The organism is uncultured Chitinophaga sp., from assembly GCF_937898475.1.
Classification (GTDB): Bacteria; Bacteroidota; Bacteroidia; order Chitinophagales; family Chitinophagaceae; genus Chitinophaga.
The window spans coordinates 193275-209736 of sequence record NZ_CALEJS010000040.1 but is presented as its reverse complement, the minus strand read 5'-3'; the positions used below and the strand labels follow the sequence as shown (position 1 = coordinate 209736).

General features: G+C 49.8%; 13 protein-coding genes. 8 read left to right on the top strand and 5 right to left on the bottom strand.

The window, feature by feature from the left end:
- Positions 1–291: 291 nt before the first annotated feature.
- Positions 292–927 (top strand): peroxiredoxin, encoded by a 636-nt coding sequence (locus tag Q0577_RS24125; RefSeq protein ID WP_298740915.1) that lies wholly within the window; start codon positions 292–294, stop codon positions 925–927.
- 296 nt (positions 928–1223) lie between these two features.
- On the opposite strand, the gene Q0577_RS24120 is transcribed toward Q0577_RS24125, so the two are convergent.
- The 3 genes from Q0577_RS24120 to rlmN form a co-directional block, all read right to left on the bottom strand.
- Positions 1224–1955: an RluA family pseudouridine synthase gene (locus Q0577_RS24120; RefSeq protein WP_298740913.1), complete on the bottom strand. Its 732-nt coding sequence runs from the start codon at positions 1953–1955 to the stop codon at positions 1224–1226.
- A gap of 87 nt (positions 1956–2042) precedes the next feature.
- The gene (locus tag Q0577_RS24115) at positions 2043–3161 is read right to left on the bottom strand and encodes a pseudouridine synthase (protein ID WP_298740911.1); all 1119 of its coding nucleotides are present in this window, start codon (positions 3159–3161) and stop codon (positions 2043–2045) included.
- 75 nt (positions 3162–3236) lie between these two features.
- Positions 3237–4280: a 23S rRNA (adenine(2503)-C(2))-methyltransferase RlmN gene (rlmN, locus tag Q0577_RS24110; protein WP_298740910.1), complete on the bottom strand. Its 1044-nt coding sequence runs from the start codon at positions 4278–4280 to the stop codon at positions 3237–3239.
- Positions 4281–4574: 294 nt separating this feature from the next.
- Between rlmN and Q0577_RS24105 the strand changes: the two genes are divergently transcribed.
- Positions 4575–5774: an acetyl-CoA C-acyltransferase gene (locus tag Q0577_RS24105; protein ID WP_298740908.1), complete on the top strand. Its 1200-nt coding sequence runs from the start codon at positions 4575–4577 to the stop codon at positions 5772–5774.
- Positions 5775–5903: 129 nt separating this feature from the next.
- Here the strand turns inward: Q0577_RS24105 and Q0577_RS24100 are convergent, their stop codons facing one another.
- Positions 5904–6485 (bottom strand): sigma-70 family RNA polymerase sigma factor, encoded by a 582-nt coding sequence (locus Q0577_RS24100; protein WP_298740906.1) that lies wholly within the window; start codon positions 6483–6485, stop codon positions 5904–5906.
- A 459-nt stretch (positions 6486–6944) separates the two neighbouring features.
- On the opposite strand from Q0577_RS24100, the gene uvrA reads away from it, so the two are divergent.
- Entirely contained in the window at positions 6945–9761 is a 2817-nt protein-coding gene (uvrA, locus tag Q0577_RS24095) for an excinuclease ABC subunit UvrA (RefSeq protein ID WP_298740904.1), read from the top strand.
- Between the two features lie 88 nt (positions 9762–9849).
- On the opposite strand, the gene Q0577_RS24090 is transcribed toward uvrA, so the two are convergent.
- Positions 9850–10290 (bottom strand): DUF4293 domain-containing protein, encoded by a 441-nt coding sequence (locus Q0577_RS24090; RefSeq protein WP_298740902.1) that lies wholly within the window; start codon positions 10288–10290, stop codon positions 9850–9852.
- A 137-nt stretch (positions 10291–10427) separates the two neighbouring features.
- Between Q0577_RS24090 and Q0577_RS24085 the strand changes: the two genes are divergently transcribed.
- The 5 genes from Q0577_RS24085 (at position 10428) to sucD (ending at position 16429) form a co-directional block, all read left to right on the top strand.
- On the top strand, positions 10428–12743 hold the full coding sequence (locus tag Q0577_RS24085) for an NADP-dependent malic enzyme (protein WP_298740900.1): 2316 nt from the start codon (positions 10428–10430) through the stop codon (positions 12741–12743).
- Between the two features lie 29 nt (positions 12744–12772).
- Entirely contained in the window at positions 12773–13804 is a 1032-nt protein-coding gene (locus Q0577_RS24080) for a hypothetical protein (RefSeq protein WP_298740898.1), read from the top strand.
- A 65-nt stretch (positions 13805–13869) separates the two neighbouring features.
- Positions 13870–14613 carry an ABC transporter permease gene (locus tag Q0577_RS24075; RefSeq protein ID WP_298740896.1) on the top strand — a complete coding sequence of 248 codons (744 nt, stop codon included), beginning with the start codon at positions 13870–13872 and terminating at the stop codon, positions 14611–14613.
- Between the two features lie 27 nt (positions 14614–14640).
- On the top strand, positions 14641–15456 hold the full coding sequence (locus tag Q0577_RS24070; RefSeq protein WP_298740894.1) for an ATP-binding cassette domain-containing protein: 816 nt from the start codon (positions 14641–14643) through the stop codon (positions 15454–15456).
- Between the two features lie 88 nt (positions 15457–15544).
- Positions 15545–16429 (top strand): succinate--CoA ligase subunit alpha, encoded by an 885-nt coding sequence (gene sucD / locus Q0577_RS24065; protein ID WP_298740892.1) that lies wholly within the window; start codon positions 15545–15547, stop codon positions 16427–16429.
- Positions 16430–16462: the final 33 nt, after the last annotated feature.

The following is a 16462-nucleotide window of genomic DNA, read 5'->3' as shown; positions in this document are numbered from 1 at the left end:
AACCCCGATTGAGAAACCCCACTATGCAGTTCCTTTTTATCCTTTACCGCATTGCTGCGTTAACCCCGCCATTCCCCTGATCCACAGTTGTTTGTTAACACCTTTCCCTACCCCGCCCGGGGTAGGGAAATTTTTTTCAAAAAACAACCCTAAAGTCTATAATATTTATAGGAAATTATTACATTTGAATCTGCAAAAAGCTATTGGCAGCCGGCTGCCAGCTTTTAAACGAAACAGTACCTATAGCTAACTGCTAATAGCTAAGTGCTAACAGCTAAAAACAATCTTACCATGAGCTTAAGACTAGGAGACATAGCGCCTAATTTCCAGGCGAAGACCACCCAGGGGGATATTGATTTTTACGAGTACCTCGGAAATGGCTGGGGTGTCCTTTTTTCGCACCCGGCAGATTATACGCCGGTTTGTACCACAGAATTAGGCAAAACCGCCCTGCTGAAGGACGAGTTTGCCAAACGCAACGTTAAAGTGCTGGCCCTCAGCGTGGACCCGCTGGAAAAGCACCTTGGCTGGATCAACGATATCAACGAAACGCAGCAATGCGAAGTAACTTTCCCGATCATAGCAGATGAAGACAAGAAAGTGGCCAACCTCTATGGTATGATCCACCCGAATGCGTCAGAAACCTTTACTGTAAGGTCCCTGTTTGTAATAGGACCGGATAAGAAGGTAAAACTGACTATCACCTATCCCGCTTCTACAGGAAGGAACTTCTTTGAAGTGCTCCGCGTGATAGATTCCCTGCAGCTGACCGCCAATTTCAGCGTTGCCACCCCTGCCGACTGGAAGGATGGAGAAGACGTGATAGTGGTACCGGCAGTGCCTACAGACGAAATTCCTGCGCGTTTTCCAAAAGGGCATAAGATCATTAAGCCCTACCTGAGAACAACGCCGCAACCGAACAAATAAATAAAATGGTTTGTTATGCAAAAGTGGATCAGGATAGTGATGCGATGGTTCAGGAAGCCTCCACCTGCGGCAGATCAGCAAAAGAAGGATATCAGGGGCCGGCACAAATGGGTAATTGGTTTTTACTCATGAGGATAGCGGCCAATTGATGATTTCTTAGGATTTTTCAGTACATTAGACTGATATAAGATAAAACTTGATATTATATAAGATTTTTTAATGGTTGGTTTTTGATTTTTACGAAACGGGGATTTTTCCCCGTTTTTTTTTGTCATAAAAAGTCCGCGGTCCTTGGACTAAATAATCGGCCCTTTACTCTTTCGGAGCTGGCTCACAACCGCCTGCATATCTTTGGGCAGCGGCGCTTCCAGCTCATGTGCCAAACCATTTTGATCTGTAAAATGCAGCTGCCAGGCATGGAGGGCCAGGCGGCTTAACAGGGGGCGTTCCTCTTCTGTAAACTTTCCCAGCTTGTACTTTTTCTTGATAGCAGAAAGCAGTACGGGTACTGCTTTACCGTACAGCTCGTCTACTGCAATGGGATGCCCCAGGTGTTTCATGTGTACGCGTATCTGGTGGGTGCGCCCCGTATGGATCTGGAGCTTTACCAGGCTGTACAACCCGAAAGTTTCCAGCACCTCGTAGTCGGTGAGGGCGGGCCGGCCTTTCCGGTTAGTCACCATCTTTCCCTTCTGCACGGGATGTTCCATGATCGGCTCATCTATACTGCCCTGCGGCGGTTCCGGTTGACCGGTTACCAGTCCCAGGTAGTATTTCCGAATCTCCCTGGATTCAAACAGCTGGGAATAATAGCGGTGCGCCGCTTCATTACGGGCAAACAGGATAACCCCGCTGGTATCCCGGTCCAGCCGGTGAACGGTGAATATGTTACCATAAGCCTTTTTGAGTAAGGTTTGCAGGGAGGGTATCTCGCCGTCATGCCGGTCGGGTATGGTGAGCAGGCCTGCAGGCTTATTTAATACTATAAAGTCGTCTGTTATTTTGATCAGCCAGTCGTTTACACGCATATCTGAAGGGAGCTGTTGGCTGTTGGCATTTAGCTATTAGCTTTGATCCGCTCTGGTAACTAGCTAAAGGCTAAAAGCCAACCGCTGTTATTTAAAGTGTTTCAATATAATAACCTCTTTTTCACTCAACAGGCGCCATTTACCCCTGTTAACGTTCTTTTTGGTAAGCCCCGCGTACATTACACGGTCCAGCTTTTCCACGTTATAGCCGAGGTGTTCGAAGATACGGCGTACAATACGGTTTTTGCCGCTGTGAATCTCAATACCTATCTGGGTTCTGTCTTTACTGTCCACATAACCCAGGGCGTCTACCAGTGCCACCCCGTCTTCCAGGGTAACGCCGGACAGTATCTGTTCAAAGTCTGCTTTGGTCAGCGCTTTGTCCAGGCCTACGTGATATATCTTTTTGATATTATGCCTGGGATGGGCCAGCTTTTGTGCCAGCTCACCGTCATTGGTCAGCAGCAGCAGTCCGGAGGTGTTGCGGTCCAGGCGCCCCACCGGAAATACTCTTTCATTGGTGGCGTCTGCGATGAGCTCCATTACCGTCTGACGACCTTCCGGGTCGTCGGTGGTAGTGATGTAGCCTTTGGGTTTATTTAGCAGGATGTACACCAGGTTTTTCTGCAGGGAGACAGCTTTGTTGGCCACCTTCACGGCATCTTTACCGGTTACTTTAAAAGCAGGTTCCAGTACGGGTTTACCGTTCACTGTCACCTTTCCTTCCTTGATCAGGTCTACCGCCTTACGGCGGGAGCAAAGCCCGCAATGGGCAATATATTTATTCAGGGGCATGCCTTCGCTTTCAGCGGGCGGGGCGTTGTGTTTAGCTTTGCGTTCCGGTTTACCGCCCAGGCTTTCCTGTTCCTGTTTAAATTGTTTACGTTCGGTTTTCCGGGCCTGTTTGTCGGCAAAACGTTCATTGGCGCGGTCAAAGAACTTCTGCCGGTTAAAACCGCTGGGTGTTTCCCGGGCCGGGCGCTTGTCTTTCCGGTCACTGAAATTGCCATGGAAGCTGCTGTTATCCTCATCCCGCTTCGCGGCTCTTTTATTACCGCCAGCCTGCTGGTTACCGCGGGCTGGACGGGCGGGCTTGTCACCGGTTTCCCGTTTACGGTCTGCGTTGTCATTGAGTTTAAAACTACTGCCCTTACTTTCTTTGAAAGGAGAGAACCCTTTGCTTGCAGCGGGTTTTTGTTTCTTCATTCGTTCTTATTTGAATGTTTTATTTGAAAGCTCATGATTGCCACGATCTTTCCATATGTTGAACAGGTGATAATCTTATCCTTTATTGGCCAGCTGTCCGCAGGCGGCGTCAATATCTTTACCGCGGCTGCGTCTGAGGCGGGCGTTCACCCGGTTTTTACCCAGGTAAGCCATGAACTGCTCAACGGCATCTTCCTCCGGCTTCTGGAAACGGGCTTTATCGATTGGATTATATTCGATGATGTTGATGAGGTCTGCAGGTACCTGGCGGTAGATCTTGATCAGCTCATCAGCATCCTTCAGTGAGTCATTGAAGTCCTTGAACAGGATATATTCAAAGGTGATCTGGTTCTGGGTAGCCTTGTAGAAATAGTTCAGGGCCTCTATCAGTACTTTCAGTGAGTTGCTGTCGTTTATGGGCATGATCTCGCTGCGCTTCTTGTCGTTAGCGGCATGTAAAGACAGGGCCAGGTTGAACCTTACCTTGTCATCTCCCAGCTGGCGGATCATTTTGGCCACACCGGCGGTAGAAACGGTAATACGTTTGGGCGACATGGCCAGCCCGTCTTCTGCTGTTATGCGTTCAATAGACTGGAGCACGTTCTTATAATTGAGCAGTGGTTCACCCATGCCCATGTATACAATGTTGGTGAGTTTTTTGCCGGAGGCCTCGAGGGATTGCTGGTTCAGCAGTGCCACTTCATCATAGATCTCGTCAAAATCCAGGTTACGTTTGCGGTCCATATACCCGGTAGCGCAGAACTTGCAGCTGAGGCTGCAGCCTACCTGGGAAGATACGCAGGCCGTCTGCCGGTTCTCCGTCGGGATCAGCACGCCTTCTACCAGGTGGCCATCATGCAGGCGGAAACGGCTTTTGATAGTGCCGTCATTGCTATGCTGGGTATGATCCACCTGTAATGCAGGGAGGCTGAAATTTTCTTCCAGGGAGCCGCGCAGCTGTTTGGAAAGGTTGGTCATGGCTTCAAAGCTGCCGGCGTGCTTCTGCCACAGCCATTCATGCACCTGCTTTGCGCGGAAGGGTTTTTCTCCAATGGTTTTGAAATACTCCTGCAGGGCCGGCAAGCTTAAGTGCCGGATGTTTTGCTTATCAGATTTCATCTGAAAAATTTGTTTGTCTTTACGTCGTTCACAATTTGTTTACAGGCAGCTAAGGCGCTGAATCCTTATCGCCCTGGAAAGCCTCCTACGCCGTTTTGTTCTCGAAAAAGCCAGATGGAACGTGCTGTATTATGATCGGTCATCGTCCTTAAATGAGCAAATGGCTGCCTTACGGCAGTCGGAAAGCAACCGCAAAGGTAAGGAAATTAGTCCATAGTTCATGGTCTATGGACTATCGACCATCGACAATGGACTACATACTTTTTCCCTACATTTACACCTCAATTTTAAAAAATGCAGGCTGCTTATATAGTTGACGCAGTGCGTACGCCCATCGGCCGTTATGGCGGGGCGCTCAGCACTATCCGGCCGGATGATATGCTGGCCCTGATGATCCGGTCATTGGTAGACCGTAACCCGGGAGTGGATCCCCTGGCTATTGAAGATGTGATTGCGGGTGCCGCCAACCAGGCAGGCGAAGATAACCGCAATGTGGCCCGCATGGCAGCCCTGCTGGCAGGCCTGCCTGTTACCGTGGCGGGCAATACCGTGAACCGCCTCTGTGCCAGTGGTATGCAGGCCATTATGGACGCCTCCCGCGCCATTATGTGTGGAGAAGGGGATGTATACCTGGCAGGGGGAGTAGAAAGCATGACGCGGGCCCCCTTTGTAATGCCCAAGCCGGAGGGGCCCTTTTCACGTAAAACAGAAATATACGATAGCACCATTGGGTGGCGCTTCACAAATAAGAAACTGGCCGCCATGTACCATCCCTATTCCATGGGGGAGACTGCAGAGAATGTAGCCCGCCAGTGGAATGTAAGTCGCGAAGACCAGGACCTTTTTGCCCTGCAAAGCCAGCTGAAATACCGGGCCGCCCTGGAAGCAGGTAAGTGGCAGCATGAGATCATCCCCGTGCAGATCACCCCCAACAAGGAAGAGCAGGTGGTATGCTCCAAAGATGAGCCGCCCCGTGAAACTTCCCTCGAGAAGCTGGCAGCCCTTAAACCGGCCTTTCAAAAAGATGGCAGCGTAACGGCGGGCAACTCATCCGGCATCAATGATGGTGCCTCCATGGTAATGATCGTATCTGAAAACGCATTGAAACGTTTCGGCTTAAAGCCCCTGGCGCAAATAAAGGCCATGGCCGTAGCCGGGGTAGATCCTTCCATTATGGGTGTGGCTCCCGTACCCGCCAGCCAGAAAGCCCTGCAACGGGCAGGCCTGCACACCGGCGATCTTGGCCTGATCGAGCTGAACGAAGCCTTTGCCTCCCAGTCCCTGGCCTGTATCCGCGACCTGGAGCTGGATCCTCAGAAAGTGAATGTGAACGGCGGCTCTATTGCCATCGGGCACCCACTTGGTTGTAGCGGCGCTCGCATCACCACCACGCTTTTACATGAAATGAGGCGGCAGAACATCCGTTACGGACTGGCTACCATGTGTGTAGGAGTGGGGCAGGGAGCTGCGATCGTGGTGGAGAGAAGCTTTTAGCTTTTGGTACTTAGTGGTTAGCCGGGTAAGCGCTGCTTTAAGCCAGCAGCTAAATGCTAACAGTCCACAGCTAAAAAAAACGAGCGGTCGGTACATCCGGCCGCCCGTTGATGGCAAGCAAAAAAGGGATCACAAACAAATCTGCTTCTCCGTCATCATCTTCCGGAGATTGATTAAGCCATATCTCATACGGCCTAATGCGGTATTGATACTCACTTGCGTGAGGTCTGCAATTTCTTTAAAACTCAGTTCTGCATAATGTCGCAGGATAATTACTTCCCGCTGCTCCTCCGGCAGCATGTCCAGCATTTTACGAACGCGATCGTGACTCTGGCGTGTAATCATCATATCCTCGGCGCAGCAGTCGCTGAACCCCAGCATGTTAAAAATGTCTTTATCATCGCTGGTCTTGATAACAGGTGTCCGCTTGATCTTCCGGAAATGATCGACACAGAGGTTATGAGCTATACGCATGGCCCAGGGCAGGAATTTTCCCTTCTCCGTATACCGTTCGGCGCGGATGGTATCAATGATTTTAATGAATGTATCCTGAAAAATGTCTTCTGCCAGGAAGGGATCCTTTACGAGTAATACGATAGAAGTGAACAGTTTGTCCTTATGCCGGTGTACAAGCTCCTCCAATGCTGAAGTATGACCCTTCTTGAAGAGGGTGATCAGTTGCTCGTCACTTAATTTATACGTTATCTGCATAAACATCTACTAATAGTCGGGTTAGTAAATAATACGGACTTAACAGTCTGTAGGTTGTTTAGTTAAGTAGAGTTTATGCTATAAATTGATGTTTTTTTGGTTAAAGTTCGATATTGTCCAATAGCAGCGCCAATTCCAAGGTATAGTTCACGTCTATTGCAAATATAGGCGAATAGTTTAAATAAACAACATCCTGTAACCTAAAATTGACACGGAAAACCCCGTCTGGGGAAGCGTATACGTGGTTTTTAACGATAACTTCAACAGTATCAATAGGTATATTTTTTTCCTAAGATATTAGGGGTGCTAACAATTTATGGACTTTACGTGTCAGCATGAACGCATGCGCCCTGCCGGGGAGCTGATTTTTGGATTTAATGGCGTACTTTTATCAGTCCATGGCCAATAGTCCAGGGTACTGATAATGGACTACCGGCCGCGGACTTCGAAGCAATAACCATGGCAACAAAAACTAAGAAAACGGAAGCAGTAATTGATGATCAGTCAGTTAGCGCGCAGGATCATATCTTTATAAAGGGTGCAAGGGTACACAATCTGAAAAACGTAAGCGTAGCCATCCCTCGCAGCAAATTGGTGGTGGTGACCGGGGTCTCAGGCTCCGGCAAGTCTTCCCTGACAATGGATACCCTCTATGCCGAAGGACAACGGCGTTATGCAGAAAGCCTCAGCGCCTACGCCCGCCAGTTCCTGATGCGTATGAACAAGCCCGATGTGGACTACATTAAAGGCATTTGCCCGGCAATAGCCATAGAACAAAAGGTGATCACCCGTACGCCCCGGTCTACTGTGGGGTCTATGACAGAGGTATACGACTACCTGCGCCTGCTCTTTGCAAGGATCGGGAAAACCTATTCTCCCATTTCCGGTCAGCTGGTAAAGAAACATGAGGTGAGCGATGTGGTGGACTTTATCAGCCGCCTGCCGGTGGGCGCCAAAGTGCAGATACTTGTACCATTCCGCCGTCACGCCAAACGCGATATAAAGGAGGAGTTGAACATCCTCATGCAGAAAGGCTTTTCCCGACTGTACTTCACCAGCGCAGCAGGCAACCAGCTGCAGCGTATTGAAGAGCTGCTGGAGCAGAAGAAGCCGGCAATGCCCGGGGATGCTTACGTGCTAATAGACCGCGTAGTAGTGAAAGCGTTTGAAGAAGATGATAAGCACCGTATTGCAGACAGTGTGCAAACTGCCTTTTACGAAAGCGAAGGCGATTGCCTGGTGGAAGTGGATGGCAACCGTCAGCAGCATTTCTCCAGCCGTTTTGAGCTGGACGGCCTGCAGTTTGAAGAGCCGGTGCCCAACCTCTTCTCTTTCAACAACCCTTACGGCGCATGCCCTGTGTGCGAAGGTTTTGGCCAGGTGCTGGGCATTGATCCCGACCTGGTGATCCCGGACAAACGGCTGAGTGTATACGAAAACGCCATCGCTCCCTGGCGCGGCGAAAAAATGGGAGAATACAAGGAACAGCTGATAAAGGCTTCCCGCAGGATCAACTTCCCCGTACACAAGCCAATAGCCGATCTGACAGACGAACAATATAAGTTGTTGTGGACAGGTAACGACCAGTTCTACGGTATCGATGAGTTCTTCAAAATGGTAGAACAGAACCTGTACAAGGTGCAGTACCGCGTATTGCAGGCCCGCTATCGCGGTCGTACCGTATGCCCGGAATGTAATGGTGGAAGGCTGCGTAAGGAAGCACTCTATATCAAGATAGGCGGTAAGAGCATTGCAGACCTGGTAGACATGCCGGTAACAGATCTGAAACAATGGTTTGATGATTTGCAACTCAGCGAGTTTGACCAGCAGGTGGCCAGGCGTATCCTCATAGAGGTGCACCACCGCATCAAAACCCTGCTGGATGTAGGCCTGGGATATCTTACCATGAACCGTGTGGCTAATACCCTCAGTGGTGGCGAAAGCCAGCGTATACAGCTGACCCGTTCCCTGGGCAGTAACCTGACCAATTCCCTCTATATTCTGGATGAGCCGAGCATCGGCCTGCACGCCCGTGATACGCACCGCCTGATAGGTGTGCTCAAAGAGCTGCGTAACCTGGGCAACACCGTAGTGATCGTGGAGCACGATGAGCAGGTGATGCAGGAAGCAGACTACATCATAGATATGGGCCCCCTGGCCAGTCACCTGGGCGGTGAAGTGATCTTCGCCGGTAATTACCAGCAGATACTGAAAGACGGTAAAAGCCTTACCGGCAAATACCTCAGCGGGCAAATGACCATAGAACCGCCCACGCATGTACGTAAATGGAAAAAGGCCATTACCGTAGAAGGCGCACGTCAGCACAACCTGAAGAACATTGATGTTGATTTTCCGCTGCAGGTGCTTACCGTTGTAAGTGGTGTTAGCGGCTCCGGCAAAACCACGCTGGTAAAGCAGATACTCTATCCTGCGCTCATGAAGCTGAAAGGTGAGTTTGCAGAGCGGGTAGGACAGCACCGGGCCCTCAAAGGCGCATTAGACGACATTACCCAGGTGGAGATGGTAGACCAGAATCCCATCGGTAAATCATCCCGTTCCAACCCCGTTACCTACATTAAGGCGTATGACGAGATCCGCGATCTGTTTGCCAAGCAACCGCTGAGCAAGATGCGCGGTTTCCTGCCCAAACATTTTTCTTTTAACGTAGACGGTGGCCGTTGTGATGCCTGCAAAGGTGAAGGAGAAGTGATCGTTGAAATGCAGTTCCTGGCAGACGTGCATCTTACCTGCGAAAGCTGCGGCGGTAAACGCTTTAAGGAAGAAGTGCTGGAAGTGACCTACAAAGGAAAGAACATTTATGATGTGCTGGAAATGGGCGTAGATGAAGCACTCGAATTCTTCAAGGATGAAAAGGATGTCTGCAATAAGATCCGCCCGTTAAGCGATGTAGGCCTTGGCTACGTAAAGCTGGGCCAGAGCAGCGATACCCTGAGCGGTGGCGAGGCGCAGCGTGTTAAGCTGGCATCGTTCCTGGGCAAAGGCCGCGCACAGGGTCATATTCTCTTTATCTTCGACGAACCTACCACCGGTTTGCATTTTCATGATATCAAGAAATTACTGGCTTCCTTCAACGCACTGATAGACCAGGGGCACACCGTACTGGTGATCGAACACAACCTCGACGTGATCCGCAGTGCAGACTGGGTAATAGACCTGGGCCCTGAAGGTGGCGCCGGCGGCGGTCAGCTACTCTATACCGGCGTACCCACCGGCCTCAAAAAGGTAAAGGACAGCTACACGGGTAAGTTTCTGTGACAATCGAATTAATAATTAAGAATCACAGGGCCTGTGATCTGCGCTGGACACTAGCCCCAGAATTATTAATTCTTAATTATTAACTGTCTCAGCGAAGCCTGTCAAGTGATTTGATCAGCTTCTCATCTTTATAAATGCCGCGGGCGGCGAGGTAAAGGAAGATGAGGATCAGCACCGGTAAAAAGGCGCCGGGCAGGTAAGTGGCGGATATGATGCTTACACCGGAAGCCACCAGTGCATTGGCATGATCCTGCACTTTGAAATACTGTAAAGTAATGGCGCCAACAGACAGCAGTATATTAACAACAGTAAGTCTGAACTGCAGCTTACGGTTCTTGTAGAGAAAAATACAGATTAGGGCCAGCAGTACGATGATCATATATACAACAAATACCAGGTAGCTGGACTGGGCATTGAAATAGCTTTCAGTACTATTGCTTAGTTTGGCTTTCCATAGATTGAGAAACCAGGTAGCGGTTCCGGCTGCGGCCGCCAATAGCAGGTAAAGGCTCTGAATACGTTGTATCATGATATTCGCGAATGTTTAACCGCCGTAAATGTAAGCAATTTTAACAGTATGCTAACTATACCTGCCTCTTTCGTGCTAGTGACCGTTCCTGCAATACTTTGTATATTGCAGCCCCAATTGTCTTTTATATTTACTTTATGGCGAAAAAATTGAACAAGCAGGATGCCTTGGATTACCATGCGCAGGGAAGACCGGGGAAGATAGAAGTCATTCCTACGAAAAACACCAAAACGCAGTGGGATCTGTCGCTGGCCTACTCTCCCGGAGTAGCCGAGCCCTGTAAGGAAATTCACAAAGATGTAGAGAAGGTTTATAAATATACTGCCAAAAGCAACCTGGTGGCCGTTATCAGTAACGGTACCGCCGTGCTGGGTCTGGGCGATATTGGTCCTGAGGCCAGTAAGCCCGTAATGGAAGGGAAAGGGGTATTATTCAAAATATTTGCAGACATCGACGTATTTGATATTGAGCTGAATTGTAGGGACGTAGATGAGTTTGTAAAGGTGGTAAAAGCCCTGGAGCCTACTTTCGGGGGTATCAACCTGGAAGACATCAAAAGCCCTGAGTGCTTTGCCATTGAAGAACGCCTGAAGAAAGAGCTGAAAATTCCCATCATGCACGATGATCAGCACGGTACCGCCATTATATCCGGTGCGGCCCTGCTGAATGCGCTTGAGCTGGTGAAGAAAAAGATAGAGAAAGTAAAGTTTGTAGTGAATGGCGCAGGCGCTGCAGCGATGGCCTGCGTAAAACTTTATGTAGCCCTGGGCGCCAGACCCGAGAACTTCATCATGTTCGATAAGAACGGGGTGATCACGAAAGAGCGTACAGACCTCACCGAAATGCATATGCAGTTTGCCACTAGCTCCAAAGTAACGGAACTGGCAGCCGCTATGAAAGGCGCGGATATATTCATCGGTCTCTCCATAGGCAATGTGGTGACCGCAGAGATGGTGAAAAGCATGGCCAAGAATCCCATCGTTTTTGCCATGGCCAATCCTGATCCGGAGATCCCTTATGAGGTAGCTATTAAAGCGCGGCCGGATATCATCTTTGCTACCGGTCGTTCAGACCATCCCAACCAGGTAAACAACGTATTGGGTTTCCCGTATATCTTCCGCGGTGCACTGGACGTAAGGGCCACCCAGATCAACGAAGCTATGAAACTGGCGGCGGTACGCGCGCTGGCAGACCTGGCCAAAGAATCTGTACCCGATATTGTGAACCTGGCCTACAATGAAAGAAACCTTTATTTCGGACCGAATTATATCATTCCCAAACCCCTGGATCCGCGCCTCTTATCTGAAGTGGCCCCTGCCGTAGCAAAGGCCGCCATGGAGAGTGGGGTGGCGCAAAGGGCCATTATCGATTGGGACGCCTACCGCGATGAGCTGAATCATCGCCTGGGCCTGGATAACCAGCTGTTCCGCGTTATTGGCAGCAAAGCCCGTAAAGATCCGCGAAAGGTGGTATTTGCAGAAGCAGACAGCCTGAAAGTGCTGAAAGCTTCCCAGGTGGTACGCGAGGAAAGCATCGCCTTTCCTATCCTGCTGGGTAATGAAGCCCGCATACGCCGCCTGGCAGAAGAGAATGGCATTGAACTGGAAGATACCGTTATCATCGATCCCAAAAGCGATGAAATGCATGAAAAACGGCACTACTTCGGTGACCTGTTCTTCAGAAAGCGCCAGCGTAAAGGCTTTAACAAGTATGAAGCCGGCAAGATCATGCGCGAGCGTAACTATTTTGGCTGTATGATGGTGGAAACCGGTGAGGCAGACGCGCTGATCTCCGGCCTTACCCGCAAATACCCGGATACCATACGTCCTGCCCTGCATGTAATAGGCATGGAAGAAGGCGCCAAGCGGGTGGCCGGTATGTATATCATCAATACAAAACGCGGACCTCTGTTCCTGGCAGATACTACCGTGAACTTCAATCCTACCGCGGAAGAGCTGGCAGAGATCACCATCATGGTGGCCAAAGAGGTAAGACTGTTCAACATTGTACCGCGTATAGCCATGGTGTCTTATTCCAATTTTGGCTCCAGTCCTACGCCGGAGGCCCAGCTGGTGAGCAAGGCCCGCGAGCTGGTAAAGAAAATGGATCCCACCCTTATCGTGGATGGCGAGATCCAGGCGGCCATGGCCTTTAACCAGGAGATACTGAAAGACAGCTATCCCTTCTCTGAACTGGTGGGAGAAGAAGTGAACACCCTCATTTTCCCCAACCTCAGCGCTGGTAATATTGCCTATAACCTTTTGCAGGAAGTAGCTGGTTTTGACGCGATCGGTCCCGTTCTGCTGGGTATGAAAAAGCCGGTGCACATATTGCAGCTGGGCAGTACCGTACGCCAGATCGTTAACATGGTGAATATTGCCGTGGTAGATGCGCAGCACAAATGCTGCCGCGAGGATGTAAGCACCGGCGACGGAAAGAAAAAGAAAAAATAATGTGCGGATAAGCATATAGCATATCGGTTATGCAAAGTATCTCCCGTAAAAAAATATTCTTCCCGCTCAATCCGGCGTTCAGAAAATACCTGAAGCTGTATGAGCGGGAATTGAATCTCCCGGTGTCTTACGAGGAGCTGCGCTATTTTGAAGGCGGCATTCCGGTATATGATGCAGAGGGGAAAGATACTTTATGGGAAACCGTGCTTTATCCGCAAAGCATGATCGGCCAGCTGCACGCAGGCCTCAAACGGATTTACTCTTTCCTGAAGGCCGGTGGCGACCAGGCAGCAGAAGAACACCTGCACATTGAGCGGATAGATTACTGCACTTTTGGGAACTCACATCCTTTTCGCATTAAGATCGTCAACAACTACAACGAGGTCTACGATTATTTCTATATTAAGATTGCAGATGCTTCCCGTATTTACGGCCTGGAGCTGGAACATATCCTCTCGCCCTACTGGATGAACTTCCTGGTAGACGGTAGTACCCTCGTGGAAGAGCATATTGCCGGTGTGCCCGGAGACCAGTTCATCCTCCACTGGATGCACCGGCCCGGCTTTAATCCAAAACGTATAGCCAAGGAGTTTGTAAAGTTCAATGAGCGTTGCTTTGTACGTTTGCTGGGCGATATGCGGTCTTACAATTTCGTGTTCGATATCACGCCGGATTTTGATGATGTACAGTTCCGCATACGCGCCATTGATTTTGACCAGCAGTTCTATGAAGGGAAGCGTACGCTTTATATGCCGCAGTATTTTAAAGAGAACCGCGTGTTTGTAGAGCTGGCCATGAAACACCTGAATGCTGAAGTTGTAAAACAGTATCAGCAGGAAGAAAGGGCACTGATTGCCCGCCGTATCAAAGGGCAGCGGCACCGTATCAAAGACCTCCGTGATGTGATCATGACAGACTATGTATCCTTCCCTGAAAAGGTGCAGCAGCTGGGCAGTGAACTGGCCCAGTACTATGAAGATCCTGTATTTGCCAAATGCCGCACCATGGGCGAAATCATAGAAAGAAGCCTGAAACGTTTACTGGTGAAAAGCCTGAAGTAAAGCGCTTAGCCGCTAGCCTTTAGCCGTTAGTGACTGACAACTATATTTACTATCTTTGACCATCTATGGAATTTAAATTCTTTCACCATTTTGGTACCTATTTGCTGATGCTGAAGGGCATGTTCTCCAGGCCGGAGAACCCCAGGATGTACTGGAAGCAGCTCATGCAGCAGAGTGTGGATATCGGCATCGGCTCACTGGGGATCGTGTTTATCATCTCGCTGTTCATGGGAGGTGTTACTACGCTTCAGACGTCCTACCAGCTGGTAAGTCCAATCATCCCCAAAGCCACCATCGCCCAGATAGTGAGGGATACCATCATACTTGAATTTGCACCCACCCTAACCTCCATTGTACTGGCAGGTGTGGTAGGTTCCAAGATAGCTTCAGAACTCGGCAATATGCGTATCTCAGAACAGATAGATGCTTTGGAGATCATGGGTATCAATACCAAAGGCTACCTTGTGCTGCCTAAGATACTGGGGGCTTTGCTCACTATTCCCTGCCTGGTGGTCATCTCCGGTTTCCTGGGTATTTATGGCGGTAAGCTGGCGGGAACAGCCGCTGGCATCATTTCCAACGATGAGTTTATGCTGGGCCTGCGCCAGGAGCTTAGAGTGTATAACATATTCTTTGCTCTCAGCAAATCATATACGTTCGCATTCATCATATCCAGCGTATCTGCCTACTACGGTTATAACGTACAGGGAGGTGCACTGGAAATAGGTAAGGCCAGCACCACCGCCGTAGTGGTCAGCTGTATCCTGATATTATTCATGGACTATGCATTGTCGGCAATATTACTCTAAGCGGTTCCGCCGGACTATATCAAACTTATGATCGAGTTAAAAGACATTAAAAAAGGATTTGGCGACAAACAGGTGTTAAAAGGCGTGTCCGCTACGATGGAAGCCGGCAAGGTGAACCTTATCATCGGTTCCAGTGGCAGCGGTAAAACCGTGATGATGAAGTGCATTGTGGGGCTGATAGCGGTAGACAGTGGCCAGGTGCTGTATAATGAACAGGACTTTACCGTGATGAATGACCAGGAAAAGAAGATCATCCGCCAGGAAATAGGCATGCTTTTCCAGGGCTCCGCGCTGTTTGACAGTATGACGGTAGAGCAGAATGTGATGTTCCCGCTCGACATGTTCGGGATGGGCAATTACAAGGAAAAGAAAAAACGGGTAATGGAGTGCCTGGACCGTGTAAACCTGACAGAAGCCGCCCGCAAATTTCCCGCAGAGATCAGTGGCGGTATGAAGAAGCGCGTAGGCATCGCCAGGGCTATCGTATTGAATCCCAAGTACCTGTTCTGCGATGAGCCCAACTCCGGCCTCGATCCGCAGACCTCCCTGCTCATTGATAAGCTGATCAAAGAGCTGACAGTAGAATACAATATCACCACCGTTATTAATACCCACGACATGAACACCGTAATGGAAAGCGGTGACCATATCATCTACATGTTTGAAGGCCTGAAACAGTGGGAGGGCAGCAATGAAGACATCATTTTTGCCAAAGATGAGCGGCTGAACGACTTTATTTTTGCCTCAGACTTCCTCCGCGACGCCAAGGAAATGCGGCAAATGGAGATGTTCCGGGACAAAAACTGGCGGGACCGGCTCAAAAAGAACGACCGGAACGACTAGCCCAGGGTTTGGTATTTGGCATTTGTAGTTATATTTTTGCCCATCAAAACCATTATACAAATAACAGTTAACTAATAAACCAAGCGCAATGAGTGTTTTACTTAATAAGCATAGCAAGGTCATAGTGCAGGGATTTACCGGTACAGAAGGTACTTTCCATGCTACGCAGATGATAGAGTACGGTACACAGGTAGTAGGAGGGGTTACCCCCGGTAAAGGAGGCTCCACACACCTGGATCGCCCGGTTTTTAATACGGTAAGTGACGCGGTTAAGACCACCGGCGCCGATGTATCTATCATATTTGTACCCCCTGCATTTGCTGCAGATGCTATTATGGAAGCCGCCGAGGCTGGTATTGCGCTGGTGGTGTGTATCACAGAAGGTATCCCCGTTCAGGACATGGTGAAAGCCAAGAGCTACCTGCAGGGAAGAAATACCCGACTGGTAGGGCCTAACTGCCCCGGCGTGATCACCGCAGAAGAAGCTAAAGTGGGTATCATGCCCGGTTTCATATTCAAGAAAGGCCGTATCGGTATCGTATCCAAATCCGGTACCCTGACTTACGAAGCGGCAGACCAGGTAGTGAAAGCCGGCCTGGGTATCTCTACCGCCATCGGTATCGGTGGTGATCCCATCATCGGCACCCCTACCAAAGAAGCCGTAGAACTGCTGATGAACGATCCTGAAACAGACGGCATCATCATGATCGGTGAGATTGGTGGCAGCATGGAGGCAGAAGCCGCCTACTGGATCAAAGAGAACGGCACTAAGCCTGTAGTAGGCTTTATTGCCGGTCAAACCGCTCCTCCCGGCCGCCGTATGGGCCACGCCGGCGCTATCATTGGCGGTGCAGACGATACCGCTGCCGCTAAAATGAAGATCATGTCTGAGTGCGGCGTTCACGTAGTGGAAAGCCCCGCCAACATTGGTAAAACAATGGCGGAAGTGCTGAAGAAAGAGCTGGTAAAATAACCGTATTATAGTGAATTGGTATATGAACGCCCT

What these genes read in the sequence shown, in the direction of transcription:
- Q0577_RS24125 (WP_298740915.1), top strand. Translation starts at nt 292, where the DNA reads ATGAGCTTAAGACTAGGAGACATAGCGCCTAATTTCCAGGCGAAGACC.
- Q0577_RS24120 (WP_298740913.1), bottom strand. Translation starts at nt 1,955, where the DNA reads ATGCGTGTAAACGACTGGCTGATCAAAATAACAGACGACTTTATAGTA.
- Q0577_RS24115 (WP_298740911.1), bottom strand. Translation starts at nt 3,161, where the DNA reads ATGAAGAAACAAAAACCCGCTGCAAGCAAAGGGTTCTCTCCTTTCAAA.
- rlmN (WP_298740910.1), bottom strand. Translation starts at nt 4,280, where the DNA reads ATGAAATCTGATAAGCAAAACATCCGGCACTTAAGCTTGCCGGCCCTG.
- Q0577_RS24105 (WP_298740908.1), top strand. Translation starts at nt 4,575, where the DNA reads ATGCAGGCTGCTTATATAGTTGACGCAGTGCGTACGCCCATCGGCCGT.
- Q0577_RS24100 (WP_298740906.1), bottom strand. Translation starts at nt 6,485, where the DNA reads ATGCAGATAACGTATAAATTAAGTGACGAGCAACTGATCACCCTCTTC.
- uvrA (WP_298740904.1), top strand. Translation starts at nt 6,945, where the DNA reads ATGGCAACAAAAACTAAGAAAACGGAAGCAGTAATTGATGATCAGTCA.
- Q0577_RS24090 (WP_298740902.1), bottom strand. Translation starts at nt 10,290, where the DNA reads ATGATACAACGTATTCAGAGCCTTTACCTGCTATTGGCGGCCGCAGCC.
- Q0577_RS24085 (WP_298740900.1), top strand. Translation starts at nt 10,428, where the DNA reads ATGGCGAAAAAATTGAACAAGCAGGATGCCTTGGATTACCATGCGCAG.
- Q0577_RS24080 (WP_298740898.1), top strand. Translation starts at nt 12,773, where the DNA reads ATGCAAAGTATCTCCCGTAAAAAAATATTCTTCCCGCTCAATCCGGCG.
- Q0577_RS24075 (WP_298740896.1), top strand. Translation starts at nt 13,870, where the DNA reads ATGGAATTTAAATTCTTTCACCATTTTGGTACCTATTTGCTGATGCTG.
- Q0577_RS24070 (WP_298740894.1), top strand. Translation starts at nt 14,641, where the DNA reads ATGATCGAGTTAAAAGACATTAAAAAAGGATTTGGCGACAAACAGGTG.
- sucD (WP_298740892.1), top strand. Translation starts at nt 15,545, where the DNA reads ATGAGTGTTTTACTTAATAAGCATAGCAAGGTCATAGTGCAGGGATTT.